Below are 16,020 nucleotides of genomic sequence, written 5' to 3' on the forward strand. Positions count from 1 at the left end.
CTATGAAGGCAGTATTTAAAACAGATCGCGGAAAGGTCCGTCAGCATAATGAAGATAATGGCGGAATATTTATAAACCCGGAAGGTGTGCGCTTTGCCGTCGTTGCTGATGGCATGGGCGGACACCGCGCCGGCGATGTCGCAAGTTCTATGGCAATTGAACATATGCGTAAAAGCTGGGATGATTCAAACTCGTTTCACACTCCACAAGAAGCGGAAAGCTGGCTTAGAGAGAAAATAGAAAGTGTGAATGAATTGCTTTTCCAGCATTCCGAACAATTTTCTGAATGCCAGGGAATGGGAACGACCATCGTTGCTGCCATTTGTACGGACAAATTCGCCACAATCGCCAATATTGGTGACAGCCGCTGTTACGTATATAACGAAAGCGGATTTAAACAGATTACCGAAGACCACTCGTTAGTGAATGAGCTTGTGCGCTCCGGACAAATATCCAGAGAGGATGCTGAACATCATCCGCGCAAAAATGTTTTATTACGCGCGTTAGGAACAGAGGTCCATGTGGATATGGATATAACGACCATCGTCTTTGAAGAAGGGGACATGCTGTTGCTATGCTCAGACGGCCTGTCCAATAAAGTATCAGAACAAGAAATGATTGATATTGTTACGGATGAAAGAAGTTTGGAAGAAAAATCCGATTCTCTAATAACACTTGCCAATGGCTATGGCGGCGAAGATAATATCACCCTCGTCCTTGTTCATTTCGATGACGAAACTGAAAGTGGGGGTGAAACGGATGTTAATCGGAAGAAGGATTAACGGCCGGTACAAGCTCCTGGATATGGTTGGCGGCGGCGGAATGGCCAATGTTTATCTTGCCCGTGACATGATTCTCGAGCGCGAGGTTGCCTTAAAAATCCTTAGGATGGATTTTTCGAATGATGAGGAATTCATCAAGCGTTTTGATCGCGAAGCCCAATCCGCAACAAGTCTGGCCCATTCGAATATCGTCAGCATTTACGATGTCGGGGAAGAAAACGATATTTATTATATTGTTATGGAATATGTAAAGGGAATGACTCTGAAACAATACATACAAAAACATTACCCAATCCCTGTTGAACAAGCATTGGATATTATGAAGCAGACCACCGACGCGATTGCCCATGCCCACCATAATGACATTATTCATAGAGACATCAAGCCTCATAATATTTTAATAGATGAAGACGGAAATGCGAAAATAACCGATTTTGGCATTGCGATGGCCCTTAGTTCGACAAACATCACCCAAACAAACGCGGTGCTCGGTTCTGTCCATTATTTATCCCCAGAACAAGCAAGGGGAGGCATGGCCAATAAAAAATCAGACATTTACTCGCTTGGCATCGTCATGTTTGAGCTAATGACCGGACGTTTGCCGTTTTCTGGAGAATCAGCGGTATCAATCGCTTTGAAGCATCTACAATCCGAAACCCCGTCGCCGAAACGGTGGAACCCGGATATCCCGCAAAGTGTCGAAAACATTATCCTTAAAGCAACTGCAAAGGATTCGTTTTACAGATATGAAAGCGTGGATGAAATGCACGAGGATATCAGAACAGCCCTTGATCCTGATCGATTGAATGAAAAACCGTTTGAAATTCCTGAAGATAACGATGTCACTAAGGTGATTCCAATCATCACAAACGACAAATTCGTTTCAGACATTGATCAAACGATCGTTCGGGGCCCGGAAAAGGATACAGTGGCCGAAGAGGACACAAAGCTGGCAGTAAAAACAAATAAAAAGAAAAAAGATAAAAAGAAAAAAGCAAAAGACGGAAAGAAGAAAAGTAAGCTTCCAATCATTCTAGTTTCGCTTTTTTTATTAATGGTGACCCTTGGGATATTGACCATCACTGTTTTCCCGGATATGTTGGCAACCGATGAAGTAGCGGTTCCTGATGTGAGGGGCGAAGAATTGGAAGAGGCCATTTCACAGCTTCTTGAAGCAGGATTCGACACCGGTGCTATAATAGAAATCGAAGATAAGGAAATTGAAGCCGGAAAAGTCGTCCAAACCGATCCGGAAGCAGGCAAAGTTGTCAAAAAAGGAAAAGAAATCAAAATCTACCAAAGCATTGGCCTAGAAAAGCTGGAAATCACGGATTATACCGGGAGAAAAATAGAAGATATCGAACCGCTTCTGAAAGAAATGGAATTTAAGGACGTCAAAGTGACAGAGGAATTTGACAACAGTGAAAATGGGACGATTCTATCCCAAAACCCAAGACCTGGCGATGAAGTCGTCGCTTCAGAAACCGTTTTTGAACTCACTGTCAGCAAAGGTCCCGATAAAATCACATTAAAGGATCTAACAAATTTCAACAAAGAAAGCTTGGATGATTACGCAAACGAAGTGGGTATTAAAATTAGTCAAAGTGAAAAACACCACGATTCCGTAAGAGAAGGCAATGTCATCTCGCAATCACCGCGCCCTTACGCGAAAATAGACAAAGGCAGCACCGTGAACGTAGTGGTATCGCGGGGAAGAGAAGAGATTCCGCCCAAGGTTGTAACAAAGGATATTGTTATCGAATATGATCCGGAAGCCGCAGGGAAACCTCAGGAAATCCAAATTTTCATTGAAGACTTGACTCGGGACATGACCGAGCCGGTTGAAACGGTTCTCATAACCGAATCGATCAGGCGCAAGCTGGATTTTATGGTTCCTCATGACAAGAAAGCAGGCTATAAAGTAATGAGGGATGGAAATGTCATCATGGACGAAGTGGTTCCATATCCGGATGAATGATTAAAAAAGGAGTGAAGCTATGCCTGAAGGCAAGATTATTAAAGCGCTCAGCGGTTTTTATTACGTTCTTGACGGCAACGAAACGATCCAATGCAGGGGCAGAGGCATTTTTCGCAAAAATAAGATAACTCCCCTGGTCGGTGATCATGTTGTTTACCAGGCTGACAATCCAACTGAAGGTTACCTCATGGAGATTAAAGAGCGGAAGAATGAACTCATCCGGCCTCCAATCGCTAATGTGGATCAAGCAATCCTTGTGTTTTCAGCGGTTGAACCAGACTTCAGCACAACGTTGCTTGACCGGTTTTTAGTGCTGATCGAGGATAATGAAATTGAACCGATTATTTGCATAAGCAAAATGGATATTGTCCCAGATGCGGACCGGTCTCGATTAGAAGAATATGTGAAATATTATGCTGCGATCGGCTACACGGTCTTGACAACATCCTCGGTCTCTTCTGAAGGGACGAAAGTGCTCCAGCCATATTTACAAGAAAAAACGAGCGTGTTTGCTGGACAGTCAGGTGTTGGTAAGTCTTCGTTGCTGAACGCGATAAATCCCGAACTTGAATTAAAAACGGATGATATTTCCTCGCATCTTGGAAGGGGAAAACATACGACAAGACATGTAGAGCTGATTCATATCGGGACGGGTCTTGTCGCCGACACTCCTGGCTTTAGCGCACTGGAGTTTTTGGAAATGGAAGTTGAGCGCCTGTCGTATTGCTTTCCAGAAATATATAAAACGGGCGAGAAATGCAAGTTCCGCGGTTGCCTTCATGACAAGGAACCGAAATGTGCCGTTAAAGAAGCAGTGGAGACCGGGGATATCAGGCAATACCGTTATGACCACTACATGCAATTCTTAGAGGAAATTAAAGAGAGAAAGCCGAGGTATTAGATATGGTTAAGATTGCTCCATCTATTTTAGCCGCTGATTTTTCCAGACTTGCTGAAGAGATTCTGGATGTTGAGAGAGGCGGGGCCGATTATATACATGTGGACGTGATGGATGGTCATTTTGTGCCGAATATAACGATTGGACCATTGATCGTGGAAGCAATTCGTCCGGTTACGAAGCTTTCGCTCGATGTCCATCTGATGGTTGAGAATCCGGACTCTTATATCGAAGCCTTTGCAAAAGCAGGCGCCGATTATATTACCGTTCATGTTGAAGCATGCGCGCATCTTCACCGTACGATCCAGTTAATCAAATCATTTGGGGTAAAAGCGGGTGTGGTGCTGAATCCGGCAACACCTGTCTCATCGATCCAACATGTCATCACTGAGATCGATATGGCCCTGTTAATGTCTGTTAACCCCGGGTTTGGCGGCCAGACATTTATCATGTCCGTTTTGCCAAAGATCAGCGAGGTTAAAGCACTCGCCGAAAAACATGATGCGACTATTGAAATTGAAGTGGACGGCGGCGTGAATCAAGAAACTGCCAAGCTATGCATCCAGCACGGGGCCAATGTTTTGGTTGCTGGCACCGCTATTTACAACCAGCCTGATCGAAAAAAAGCGATAGAAGCAATCAGGGGATAACTCCGCTATATTAGGAAGCCGGCCGCTATTTTGGAAGGTTTCCTTTTTACAATGTAGGATGGTGATAAAGTTGAAGATTTGCATTTTAGCAGGCGGGCCGCCGGAATTTTTACCAGACTTACACACATATAAGGATGTTTTATGGGTTGGGGTCGACAGAGGGGTACTGACATTGCTGGAAACAGGGATAACGCCGCAAGCTGCGTTCGGGGATTTTGACTCTGTTTCCGAGACAGAGATGCAAATGATCAGAAATGCCATGAAGGATATCCATCTTTATCCTTCTGAAAAGGACGAAACAGATCTCGAGATTGCTTTGCATTGGGCCATTGCACAGGCTCCCGGAGAGATCTATATTTTTGGCGCAACAGGCGGACGTTTGGATCATTTATTAGCGAACATTCAACTGCTGCTCAAAGAAGAAGTTCAAAACAAAATGGCAGGAACAGACATATTCATCATCGATAAAACAAATATTTTAACAGCCAAACTGCCCGGAGAGTATAAAATTAAGGCAATGCCCCGAAAAAAGTACGTTTCGTTCGTACCTATCACAACAGAAGTGAAAGGCATCACGTTGCAGGGTTTTAAATATCCCCTGGAGAACAGCCATATCATGATGGGATCGACCTTATGCATTAGCAACGAACTAATTTCTGAATCTGGTACTTTTTCGTTTTCAAATGGCATATTATTGGTGGTAAGAAGTAGTGATTAATATTCACACTCACAGTTATCATCAAATATAATATATTTCAGGTAATAGCTACCTGAGCTAATCTCGTATGAAAAGGTTTCATTTATAGGGATAGTGATATGTGCAGAGGAGGGGCATTATGAAATTTTATACAATCAAGCTGCCAAAAGTGCTGGGAGGCCTTGTCAGGGCGATGCTCGGTGCATTTAAAAAAGGTTGAGGAAAGCATAGATTGAGATGGCACCCTGTATAGTCAGGGTGTTATTTTTATATGTTGATCTTTTTTATCCTGCCTGTTGACTTCCGCTCCGGGCGCTCGCTTTCCGCGGGCAGTCCGGGAGCCTCCTCGGCGAAAAGCGCGCCTGCGGGGTCTCCCCTATCCTGATCTTCCCGCAGGAGTCTCGCATCCTCCGCTCCAATCAACGTAGACAAACTTGCTGAATCCAGGTTTACCTATAGTCTTTTGTGTGTGGAAAATTAGTTTTCGTTTAAATCAGCTGAACTGCCGTGTCAATCCGCTTCTTCGTCTGTCGCATCATATAAAAAGGCAGGTGCCTCTACGAAAGGACACCTGCCTTGAACATTATACGCGCTCTACTTTGCCAGATTTAAGGGCTCTTGTAGAAACGTATACACGCTTAGGTTTACCGTCAACTAAAATACGCACTTTTTGAAGGTTAGCACCCCATGTACGCTTATTAGCATTCATAGCGTGGGAGCGTTTGTTTCCAGAACGAGTTCTTCTTCCTGTGATCACACATTTACGTGCCATGTATTATTCCCTCCTAACTACCGCAAGCTTAAGTTTCAAAAATTATCTTAAGTCTTTTCGCAAATACTTTAATAATTTATCATACCTTTGGCGATAATGCAATCATTCAATTCATTCCTTTCAAGAAAAAACCCTTGACATACTACACTAAGAATTGGTTTATTAGTATCAGTGTGACTATTACTTTTAAAACAAGGGACAATATAGTAAAATGTCTTTAGCTAAGGAGATTTTGGGAGGGGGAAAGTGTATGTCCATCGAATTACAAACAAAATTCGGGCAAATTGATATATCCAATGATGTTATTGCGACAGTTGCCGGAGGAGCCGCTGTTGACTGCTATGGTATAGTAGGAATGGCTTCTAAAAAGCAATTAAAGGACGGCATTGCTGAAATATTAAGAAGAGAGAACTTCACTAAAGGTGTTATCGTCCGCCAGGAAAACGATCAGGTACATATCGATATGTTCATTATCGTCAGCTATGGAACAAAAATTTCCGAGATTGCGCATAATGTACAATCAAAGGTAAAATACACCCTGGACAAAACGGTCGGATTAGCTGTGGACTCCGTAAATATTTTTGTACAGGGAGTTCGCGTGACAAACCCTTAAGTCGAGGAGGAAAGTTTTGTGTCAATTACAAGTATAAATGGAAAACGATTCGCGGAGATGATCATTCAAGGTGCCAACCATCTGGCAGCTAATGCTAATATGGTGGATGCTCTCAACGTTTTCCCAGTGCCGGATGGTGATACCGGTACGAACATGAATTTGTCTATGACTTCCGGAGCAAAGGAAGTACAAAATAACGTACAAGAACATATTGGAAAAGTAGGAACCTCTTTATCACGAGGATTGCTTATGGGAGCACGCGGAAATTCCGGTGTCATCCTGTCACAATTGTTCCGCGGATTTTCAAAATCGATTGAAACGAAGGCTGAAATTAACAGCCAGGAATTCGCAGGCGCATTGGAAGCGGGAGTGGAAACGGCGTATAAAGCTGTTATGAAGCCTGTTGAAGGTACAATTCTTACCGTTGCCAAAGATGCGGCTAAACAGGCTGTTGCGTCCGCAAAGAACCAAAAGGACATCATCGCGGTGATGCAGGATGTTGTAAAAGAAGCGAAGGCCTCACTTAACCGTACGCCCGACCTGCTTCCAGTCCTTAAGGAAGTAGGTGTCGTTGATAGCGGTGGCCAGGGACTCGTATTCGTTTATGAAGGGTTTCTCGCTGAATTGAAAGGGGAGCAACTCCCTGATACACCTTCCAGTGTTCCGACGATGGATGAACTTGTCAGTGCTGAACATCATATCAATGTCCAGGGTCATATAAATACAGAAGATATCGTTTTTGGCTATTGTACGGAGTTCATGGTCAGATTGGAAGCGGACAAGACCGCCAAGAAACCATTCGTTGAAGAAACGTTCCGCAATGATTTAAGTGAATTCGGAGATTCTTTATTGGTTATCTCAGATGATGAAATCGTAAAGGTACATATTCACTCTGAAGAGCCAGGGAACTGTCTGAACTATGGCCAGCAATACGGAAGCCTGATCAAACTTAAGATTGATAACATGCGAGAGCAGCATTCTAGCATCGTGGGTGAAACACACGCCCCGCTTAAAACGGCTGTAAATGAGAAGCCTAAGAAAAAGGAAGAATACGGGATTGTGTCCGTCGCAATGGGCTCTGGCATAAGCGATCTGTTCAAGAGCATTGGCGCCAAATCCGTGATTCAAGGCGGACAAACGATGAATCCAAGTACGGAAGATATCGTCAAAGCTGCCCGCGAAGCGAACGCGAAGAATATTGTCATTCTGCCAAATAACAAAAACATTATCATGGCAGCCGAGCAGGCTGCAGAATTGCTGGATGAGAATGTTATCGTCATTCCTTCCAAGACTGTCCCACAGGGGATGTCAGCTTTGTTGGCATTCAATCCTTCCGGAAGTGCCGAGGACAATGAAAAGGCCATGAAAGAAGCTCTTTTACATGTGAAGACAGGCCAAATCACGTATGCGGTCCGCGACACAAGCATTGATGGGCTTGAAATCGAAACAGGCGATTTCATGGGCCTTGCCGAAGGAAAGATCCAAGTGAAAAATAAGAGCAAGCTCCAAACAGCGAAAGAACTTCTCTCTAATATGATGGATGAAGATTCAGAGATTCTTACAATCCTATATGGCGAAGATGCGACGAAGGAAGAGGTTGACGAGCTGGTGGCGTTTTGTCACGAAAACTTCGAGGATGCCGAGATCGAGATCCATAACGGAAACCAACCGTTATACTCGTTCATTTTCTCTATTGAATAAATGACACGCCCGGTAACGATCCTTTAGAGGTGATGAGCTGGCGTAGTTGCACTTAAGAAGATTGGAAGGTGAGACTTTCCAATCTGTTAAAAAAGAAACTGCATGTTTGACCGTGCAGTTTCTTTTTTGTTTGTGTATGATAGGAGTAGGGGAAAATCAGTTCCCTGTTTTCCCATGCATATGAAAGTAAAACTGCGGTTCAGGAGGCAGAATAAATTATGAAATATAAGAGTGTATTTGACATAATCGGTCCAGTTATGATTGGTCCGTCTAGCTCGCATACGGCTGGTGCCGCAAGAATCGGTAGGGTAGCGCGGGATTTATTTGGACGAGAGCCTGAGTGGGCGACCATTTCTTTTTACGGATCTTTCGCGAAAACCTTTAAAGGGCACGGTACGGATGTGGCAATCGTTGGAGGATTGCTCGACTTCGACACATATGATGAGAGAATTAAAGAATCACTTGAAATTGCCAGAAGCAAAAAAATAAAAATTAAGTTTATAGAAGAGGAAGCCATTACCAATCACCCCAATACGGCAAAAATAATCATGGGTGATAAAGGCGGCGAGATGGAATTAACGGGCATTTCCATTGGCGGAGGGAAAATCGAGATTATTGAATTGAACGGTTTTGTACTGAAGCTTTCCGGCCATCACCCGGCTATACTCGTGGTTCACAATGACCGTTTTGGGGCCATAGCCAACGTTTCAAATATCTTGGCGAAACACCGAATAAATATCGGGCAAATGGACGTTTCTCGTAAAGAAAAAGGCAAGATGGCATTGATGACCATTGAGGTAGACCAAAATATTGAAGAAGCGGTGCTCAGTGAAATTTCGGCCCTGCCAAACATTGTACAGGTAGCACGAATCTCGGATTGATTCACTGAAAAAATATGAAAACGCATACAAAATCCATATCCAGAGGAGGAGAATGAATGTTCCGCAATGTTGCTGAATTGGTAGAATTAGCAGAATCAAAGAATACTAAGATATCGCACATCATGATTGAGCAGGAAATGGAAGTGACAGGCAAAGCCCGTGAGGAAATCCTCCGTCAGATGGAAATAAATCTTGATGTGATGGAACAAGCGGTTGAACGAGGACTTAAAGGCGTAAAGTCTCATTCCGGCCTGACCGGTGGAGATGCTGTCTTGCTTCAGGAATATATTAAAAAGGGGAATTTCTTATCGGGGGAATTGCTTTTGGATGCAGTCAGCAAAGCAGTTGCCACTAATGAAGTGAACGCGGCGATGGGAACAATTTGTGCCACTCCTACAGCGGGTTCGGCGGGGGTTGTGCCCGGGACGTTATTTGCGGTACAACGGAAGCTCAATCCGACCCGTGAACAAAAAATAGAATTTCTATTTACGGCAGGCGCTTTTGGATTCGTGGTCGCAAACAATGCATCGATTTCCGGGGCTGCAGGCGGCTGTCAGGCTGAGGTAGGCTCTGCGGCTGGTATGGCGGCTGCGGCAATTGTTGAGATAGCCGGCGGCACTCCTTCGCAAAGCGCTGAGGCAATGGCGATCACTCTGAAGAATATGCTTGGCCTCGTATGTGATCCCGTAGCGGGCCTCGTAGAAGTTCCTTGCGTGAAGCGAAATGCGATGGGAGCGGCTAATGCGATGGTTGCCGCCGATATGGCGTTAGCGGGGATCACAAGCAGGATACCGTGTGATGAAGTGATTGGTGCCATGTTCAAGATCGGTCAATCAATGCCGTCCGCATTAAGAGAAACTGCGCAGGGAGGGTTGGCGGCAACACCTACAGGCCGTGAATTAGAAGCGAAAATATTCGGCTTGCCGCTCATGAAAAAGTGATAACAAATATACAGGATTCCGTAACAGCCATTAAAGGAATAGGCGATGAATCAGCGGCTGCGCTTCATGAAATGAGCATCTACACGATTGGGGATCTTATCGAGCATCTTCCATATCGTTACGAGGATTATCGCCTGAAAGACCTAGAAGAAACGGAGCATGATGAAAGGGTCACCGTTGAAGGCAAAATTCACAGTCAGCCAACATTGGGGTATTTCGGAAGAAAGAAATCCCGGCTTACCTTTAAAGTGCTGGTCGGGCGTAATTTAATAACGGTAACGTATTTCAATCAGCCGTATTTAAAAAATAAGCTTAGCATCAATGACATTGTGACAGTAACAGGCAAATGGGACCGGCACCGCCAAACCATTAACGGAAGTGAATGCCAGATCGGTCCATACCGGAAAGAAAAAGAATTTGAACCTGTATACTCGACGAAGGGAAGCATTACAGTAAAAGGGCTGCGCCGCTTTATAGCCAATGCTTTTTCACAGTACGGGCAGGAAATTGAAGAAAATCTGCCCCAGCGGTTTTTGGATGAATATAAGCTGCCTTCTCGTAAGGATGCTTTGCGCGGCATGCATTTTCCTTTGTCTGAGAACGATGTGAAACACGCGCGCAGACGCTTCGTTTACGAGGAATTTTTATTTTTTCAGCTTAAGATGCAGGCGATCCGAAAGGTTCAAAGAGAACAGTCAAAAGGAATCGAGCAGTCATATAAACTTGATTCTTTGAAGGGATTTATCGATTCCTTGCCTTTCCCGTTAACAAATGCCCAAAAAAGAGTGGTCAATGAAATAATGGCGGACATGAAATCTCCCTACAGGATGAACAGGCTGCTCCAGGGGGATGTAGGCTCCGGAAAGACTGTTGTGGCCGCAATTGCCCTGTTCGCTTCTGTCTCTGCGGGGTATCAAGGTGCGCTTATGGTGCCAACTGAAATTTTGGCAGAGCAGCATGCAGGCTCCCTTCATTCGATGCTTGAGCCTCCAGGGATTCGCACAGCACTTTTGACCAGTTCGGTCAAAGGGAAGAAACGCCGGGAGCTCCTGCAGGCTTTGCAGGATGGCGAAATTGATATTTTGATCGGAACCCATGCGCTAATCCAGGATGAAGTCAATTTCAATAATCTCGGATTGGTTATCACTGATGAACAGCATCGTTTTGGCGTAGAACAGAGGAGAGTGCTCCGCGAAAAAGGCGAGAATCCCGATGTGCTGTTCATGACGGCGACACCGATTCCTAGAACGCTTGCGATTACGGTTTTCGGAGAAATGGATGTTTCTGTTATCGATGAAATGCCTGCAGGGAGAAAAGCGATTGAAACATTCTGGGCCAAGCATGAGATGCTGGACAGAATCTTGAGCTTCGTAGAAAAAGAGCTTCGACAGGGAAGGCAGGCCTATGTCATCTGCCCGTTAATCGAAGAATCTGAGAAGCTCGACTTACAGAACGCGCTCGATGTTCACGCCACATTTTCCCAATACTTTGGCGATCGCTTCCGCATAGGGCTGATGCATGGCCGGCTGCCTTCCGATGAAAAGGAGACGGTGATGAAGGAATTTAGCCAAAATGAGTTGCAGGTTCTTGTCTCGACGACAGTTGTTGAAGTCGGTGTAAACGTACCGAATGCAACGATCATGGTCATCTATGATGCGGAGCGCTTCGGATTGGCTCAGCTTCATCAGCTTCGCGGCCGGGTAGGACGGGGCAGTGAGCAATCGTATTGTATTTTGCTCGCGGACCCAAAATCCGAGGTCGGCAAGGAACGGATGAAAATAATGACCGAAACGAATGATGGATTTATCGTTTCAGAAAAGGATTTGGAACTTCGGGGACCAGGGGACTTCTTCGGCAAGAAGCAGAGCGGCCTTCCTGAATTCAAAGTAGCCGACATGGTCCACGATTACCGGGCGCTTGAAGTCGCGAGAGATGACGCTGTAAAGCTCATAGCTTCAGAAAGCTTTTGGAAGGATCCGGAATATCTTCCGTTGCGGAATTACCTTGAAGAAACAGGCGTTTTAAATGGGGAAAAGCTAGACTGATTTGACCACGAAGTGGCAGCCCTTGTCGATGGTCCCTACTTGCAAGGCGCTTCCGCTTAGGCCCACACGATGTGGGTCATGAAGGCGAAGACATAAGGACGTGGTGCTCTTAGCCTTCGTTCCTTGATTTAGTGTTGTCTAGCTGCAGCGCCTAGCCGCTCGGGGTCATAAGCCAAACCGCTCCAGAGCTGCCACAGGATGTGGTGACGTCGGCGTTCGTCACAGGACGTGACGGAAATTAGCCGACGTTCCTTACTTGATTTCCTGCGCGATTCGTCTTATGCCTGTCGCGGCTGAGCAAGGCGCTTCCGCTTTTCTTTATAGATTGCGAGATTACATTCCTATCTTGCAATCTGTTTTTAATATATATATACTACTATTAGTACCTAGTCATAATACTACGGATGGTGACCTTCATATGAAAAAAAATAAGAAGGAACGCCAGCTTCTGTTAATGGAAACGATTAATGAAAATCCGTTTATAACAGATGATGAGCTGGCTGGAAGATTCGCTGTGAGTGTCCAGACAGTCAGGCTTGATCGTCTGGAACTTTCGATTCCCGAGCTGCGGGAAAGAATCAAGACTGTCGCGGAAAAAAGATTCAGCGATGAAATACGCGCACTTCCACTGGATGAAGTGATCGGGGAAGTAATCGATATAAATCTTGATGAGAACGCGATTTCTATATTAGATATAAAAAAAGAGCATGTATTTAAACGGAATGGCATCGCCCGAGGTCATCATTTGTTTGCCCAGGCCAATTCCCTTGCTGTAGCTGTCATTGATGATCAGCTTGCCTTGACGGCTAAAGCTAATATTATATTTTCCCGGGCAGTGAGGGAGAATGAGAGAGTGGTCGCCAAAGCTAAAGTTTTAGAAACCGATCTGAATGCGGATCGCACCTCAGTGGAGGTAAATAGTTTCGTAGGGAACGAACTGGTTTTCAAGGGTGAATTTGAAATGTTCCGATCCAATCAGCAGGAAAAGGATGAAGAAGAATGAAAATAGCAATCGATGCGATGGGCGGAGATAACGCGCCAAAGGAAGTCGTGCTTGGTGCATTGAAGGCTGTCAGGGAGTTTCCCGATATCGAAATTTTATTAGTTGGAAACGAGACGGACATAAACAAGCATTTAACAAACGGTGAAAGAATATCCGTCCTACATACAGAAGAAAAAATATTAGCGACCGACGAACCGGTGCGCGCAGTTCGTCGTAAGAAAACAGCGTCCATGGTGCTTGCAGCCCAGCAGGTGGTGGATGGTGCAGCAGATGCTTGTATCTCTGCCGGAAACACGGGAGCGTTGATGGCATCCGGATTGTTTGTGATTGGACGCATTGAAGGGATAGAGCGTCCGGCACTTGCGCCAACGCTTCCAACCATTGATGGTAAAGGGTTTGTCCTTTTGGATGTCGGCGCAAATGCGGATGCGAAACCGGAGCATTTGCTGCAGTTTGCCATCATGGGCTCGATTTATGCTCAAAAGGTTAGAGGCATTGCTAACCCTCGTGTCGGACTTCTGAATATCGGTACAGAAGAGAAGAAGGGGAATGAGCTTACTAAGCTCGCATTCGATCTTTTAAAAGAGGGAGATATTAATTTCGTCGGCAATGTGGAAGCGAGGGATTTATTAGAAGGCCCTGCGGACGTCGTCGTAACGGATGGTTTTACCGGAAATATGGTGTTGAAGACAATTGAGGGAACGGCTATGTCCGTTTTTTCCATGCTGAAAACGGCATTGATGAGCAATATGAAAAGCAAGCTTGCTGCCGGGATGTTGAAACCAGAATTAAGGGGCATTAAGAATCAAATGGATTATTCTGAATATGGCGGAGCCGGATTATTCGGTTTGAAGGCGCCGGTCATCAAAGCTCACGGTTCTTCGGATGCCAACGCGTTTTTTAATGCGATCAGGCAGACGAGGGAAATGGTCCAGCATGATGTCATTAAGAATATTCGTTTAATGATTGAAAATCGATAACCTTATCAAGATAGGAAGTGTGCAAATGGGAAAGATTGCTTTTGTATTTCCGGGGCAGGGTTCGCAGACGGTTGGAATGGGCAAAGATTTGTTTGATAAGTCTGATGTGGCAGCAGAGGCTTTTCAAGCTGCGGATCGGAAATTAGGTTTTTCGCTATCACAATTAATCTTTAACGGACCTAAAGAAACATTAACGTTAACTACAAACGCACAGCCTGCCTTACTTACGACAAGCTATGTTTTTTATCAGGCGCTGGACTCAGCAGGCATTAAGCCTGATTATACGGCAGGGCACAGTCTGGGAGAATACTCTGCATTAGTCGCTTCCGGTGCGTTAAGTTTTGATGATGCTGTCTATACTGTCAGAAAGCGCGGCGAGTTCATGGAAGAGGCCGTGCCGAACGGACAGGGCTCGATGGCGGCGATTCTTGGGATGGAACGTGAACCTTTAATCGGGATTACCGAAGAAGTTTCTTCCGGAGGAAAACCTGTGCAGCTAGCCAATATTAATTGTCCGGGACAGATTGTCATTTCCGGCAGCACTGAAGGCGTACTGGCGGCATGCGAACTCGCCAAGGAAAAAGGGGCAAAACGAGCAATTCCATTAGAAGTGAGCGGTCCTTTTCATTCTTCATTAATGAAACCAGCTGCTTCCCGCTTTGAGAAGACATTGGAAGAAGTTGCGATTAGGGAAGCCGCCATTCCAGTGATTTCGAATGTAACCGCAGAGCCGATCCATATACCTGAAGAAATAAAAGAAAAACTTTTGGAGCAGCTATATTCGCCGGTGTTATGGGAGGACAGTGTGAGAACATTGCTTTCGCTCGGCGTTGATACGTTTGTTGAAGTAGGTCCCGGAAAAGTGCTAAGCGGGCTGATTAAAAAGATAGATCGTTCTGCTGTTATTTTTTCAGTGAATGACGAGGAAAGCCTGGTAAAAACCATTGAATCATTAAGAGGGGTGGATACGGATGCTTAAAGGAAAAGCAGCACTTGTTACCGGCGCATCGCGGGGGATCGGTAAAGAAATCGCATTGGAGCTTGCAAGACAAGGCGCAAGCGTCGCCGTCAATTATTCAGGTAGCGCGGCCAAAGCGATTGAGGTTGTTGATGAGATCAAAGCAATGGGAAGGGAAGCGTTCGCTGTCCAATGCAATGTTGCCGATTCTGAATCTGTTACGGAAATGATAAAAAACGTGATTGATCAATTCGGCTCACTGGATATACTCGTCAACAACGCCGGGATTACCCGTGATAATCTTCTTATGAGGATGAAGGAAGAAGAATGGGATGCTGTCATCAACACGAACTTAAAAGGCGTTTTCCTTTGCACCAAAGCTGCTACCCGCCAAATGATGAAGCAAAGGAGCGGCAGAATCATTAACATCGCCTCCATCGTCGGCATCAGTGGCAATCCGGGGCAGGCTAACTATGTCGCGGCCAAGGCGGGAGTGATCGGCCTGACGAAAACTACGGCAAAAGAGCTTGCCACAAGGGGAATAACCGTAAATGCCGTTGCACCTGGGTTTATTTCCACCGATATGACGGACAAGCTTACTGTAGAAGTTCGCGAGGCGATGCTGCAGCAAATCCCGCTCGCCCGTTTCGGAGACCCTAAGGATATTGCCGGTGTCACTGTCTTTCTTGCCTCCGAGGCTGGCTCCTATATGACTGGCCAGACGCTTCATGTGGATGGCGGAATGGTTATGTAGCGTTCCAGTTAACAATATATTTATTAATTTCGGGAAATACACTATAATGGCTTGAGGGGAGGTGAATGCAGTGGCAGATGTACTAGAGCGTGTAACAAAAATCGTCGTGGACAGATTAGGTGTCGAAGAATCAGAAGTAAAACCTGAAGCTTCGTTCAAAGAAGATCTAGGTGCCGATTCCCTTGATGTAGTTGAACTTGTTATGGAACTTGAAGACGAGTTTGGGATGGAAATTTCAGATGATGATGCTGAAAAGATCGCCACAGTTGGTGATGCTGTGAATTACATACAAAGCACTATGTAATTAAATGCATTCAAAGCTTAAAGCTCCGTTTTTTAAACGGGGCTTTCTCTTATACCGACATTT

General features: G+C 45.2%; 17 protein-coding genes. 16 read left to right on the forward strand and 1 reads right to left on the reverse strand.

The features are described 5' to 3' along the window. Positions 1-2: 2 nt before the first annotated feature. From D0463_RS03845 to spoVM, 6 genes are all read left to right on the forward strand, one after another. Positions 3-782 (forward strand): Stp1/IreP family PP2C-type Ser/Thr phosphatase, encoded by a 780-nt coding sequence (locus D0463_RS03845; RefSeq protein WP_117305275.1) that lies wholly within the window; start codon positions 3-5, stop codon positions 780-782. Then, the gene (gene pknB, locus D0463_RS03850; protein WP_117305278.1) at positions 760-2,760 is read left to right on the forward strand and encodes a Stk1 family PASTA domain-containing Ser/Thr kinase; all 2,001 of its coding nucleotides are present in this window, start codon (positions 760-762) and stop codon (positions 2,758-2,760) included. The genes D0463_RS03845 and pknB overlap by 23 nt, the downstream gene beginning before the upstream one ends. A 19-nt stretch (positions 2,761-2,779) precedes the next feature. Next, the gene (gene rsgA / locus D0463_RS03855; protein ID WP_117305280.1) at positions 2,780-3,661 is read left to right on the forward strand and encodes a ribosome small subunit-dependent GTPase A; all 882 of its coding nucleotides are present in this window, start codon (positions 2,780-2,782) and stop codon (positions 3,659-3,661) included. A gap of 2 nt (positions 3,662-3,663) precedes the next feature. Continuing rightward, positions 3,664-4,308, forward strand: a complete 645-nt coding sequence (gene rpe, locus D0463_RS03860; protein ID WP_117305283.1) for a ribulose-phosphate 3-epimerase — start codon at positions 3,664-3,666, stop codon at positions 4,306-4,308. A gap of 70 nt (positions 4,309-4,378) precedes the next feature. Beyond that, the gene (locus D0463_RS03865; RefSeq protein WP_117305286.1) at positions 4,379-5,026 is read left to right on the forward strand and encodes a thiamine diphosphokinase; all 648 of its coding nucleotides are present in this window, start codon (positions 4,379-4,381) and stop codon (positions 5,024-5,026) included. A 118-nt stretch (positions 5,027-5,144) separates the two neighbouring features. Beyond that, positions 5,145-5,225, forward strand: a complete 81-nt coding sequence (gene spoVM, locus D0463_RS03870; protein WP_046522178.1) for a stage V sporulation protein SpoVM — start codon at positions 5,145-5,147, stop codon at positions 5,223-5,225. Positions 5,226-5,588: 363 nt separating this feature from the next. Here the strand turns inward: spoVM and rpmB are convergent, their stop codons facing one another. Continuing rightward, positions 5,589-5,777 carry a 50S ribosomal protein L28 gene (gene rpmB, locus D0463_RS03880; protein WP_117305291.1) on the reverse strand — a complete coding sequence of 63 codons (189 nt, stop codon included), beginning with the start codon at positions 5,775-5,777 and terminating at the stop codon, positions 5,589-5,591. 250 nt (positions 5,778-6,027) lie between these two features. Between rpmB and D0463_RS03885 the strand changes: the two genes are divergently transcribed. The 10 genes from D0463_RS03885 (at position 6,028) to D0463_RS03930 (ending at position 15,957) form a co-directional block, all read left to right on the forward strand. Continuing rightward, a complete protein-coding gene (locus D0463_RS03885; RefSeq protein WP_117305293.1) occupies positions 6,028-6,390 on the forward strand; it encodes an Asp23/Gls24 family envelope stress response protein in 363 nt (120 codons plus the stop codon). A gap of 18 nt (positions 6,391-6,408) precedes the next feature. Further along, positions 6,409-8,091 carry a DAK2 domain-containing protein gene (locus tag D0463_RS03890; RefSeq protein ID WP_117305295.1) on the forward strand — a complete coding sequence of 561 codons (1,683 nt, stop codon included), beginning with the start codon at positions 6,409-6,411 and terminating at the stop codon, positions 8,089-8,091. Between the two features lie 218 nt (positions 8,092-8,309). Beyond that, positions 8,310-8,972 (forward strand): L-serine ammonia-lyase, iron-sulfur-dependent subunit beta, encoded by a 663-nt coding sequence (gene sdaAB, locus D0463_RS03895; RefSeq protein ID WP_117305297.1) that lies wholly within the window; start codon positions 8,310-8,312, stop codon positions 8,970-8,972. Between the two features lie 56 nt (positions 8,973-9,028). After that, a complete protein-coding gene (sdaAA, locus tag D0463_RS03900) occupies positions 9,029-9,913 on the forward strand; it encodes an L-serine ammonia-lyase, iron-sulfur-dependent, subunit alpha (protein WP_117305299.1) in 885 nt (294 codons plus the stop codon). Next, positions 9,910-11,958: an ATP-dependent DNA helicase RecG gene (gene recG / locus D0463_RS03905; RefSeq protein ID WP_117305301.1), complete on the forward strand. Its 2,049-nt coding sequence runs from the start codon at positions 9,910-9,912 to the stop codon at positions 11,956-11,958. Before sdaAA ends, recG begins: the two co-directional genes overlap by 4 nt. A gap of 418 nt (positions 11,959-12,376) precedes the next feature. Further along, positions 12,377-12,961: a transcription factor FapR gene (fapR, locus tag D0463_RS03910; RefSeq protein WP_117305303.1), complete on the forward strand. Its 585-nt coding sequence runs from the start codon at positions 12,377-12,379 to the stop codon at positions 12,959-12,961. Then, the gene (plsX, locus tag D0463_RS03915; protein WP_117305305.1) at positions 12,958-13,941 is read left to right on the forward strand and encodes a phosphate acyltransferase PlsX; all 984 of its coding nucleotides are present in this window, start codon (positions 12,958-12,960) and stop codon (positions 13,939-13,941) included. Before fapR ends, plsX begins: the two co-directional genes overlap by 4 nt. Positions 13,942-13,966: 25 nt before the next feature. Further along, positions 13,967-14,920: an ACP S-malonyltransferase gene (gene fabD, locus D0463_RS03920; RefSeq protein ID WP_117305307.1), complete on the forward strand. Its 954-nt coding sequence runs from the start codon at positions 13,967-13,969 to the stop codon at positions 14,918-14,920. Beyond that, the gene (gene fabG, locus D0463_RS03925; RefSeq protein ID WP_117305309.1) at positions 14,913-15,653 is read left to right on the forward strand and encodes a 3-oxoacyl-[acyl-carrier-protein] reductase; all 741 of its coding nucleotides are present in this window, start codon (positions 14,913-14,915) and stop codon (positions 15,651-15,653) included. Before fabD ends, fabG begins: the two co-directional genes overlap by 8 nt. A gap of 70 nt (positions 15,654-15,723) precedes the next feature. Then, positions 15,724-15,957, forward strand: a complete 234-nt coding sequence (locus tag D0463_RS03930; RefSeq protein WP_117305311.1) for an acyl carrier protein — start codon at positions 15,724-15,726, stop codon at positions 15,955-15,957. Positions 15,958-16,020 lie beyond the last annotated feature (63 nt).

Source organism: Bacillus sp. V59.32b (genome assembly GCF_003429085.1).
Classification (GTDB): domain Bacteria; phylum Bacillota; class Bacilli; order Bacillales; family DSM-1321; genus Peribacillus.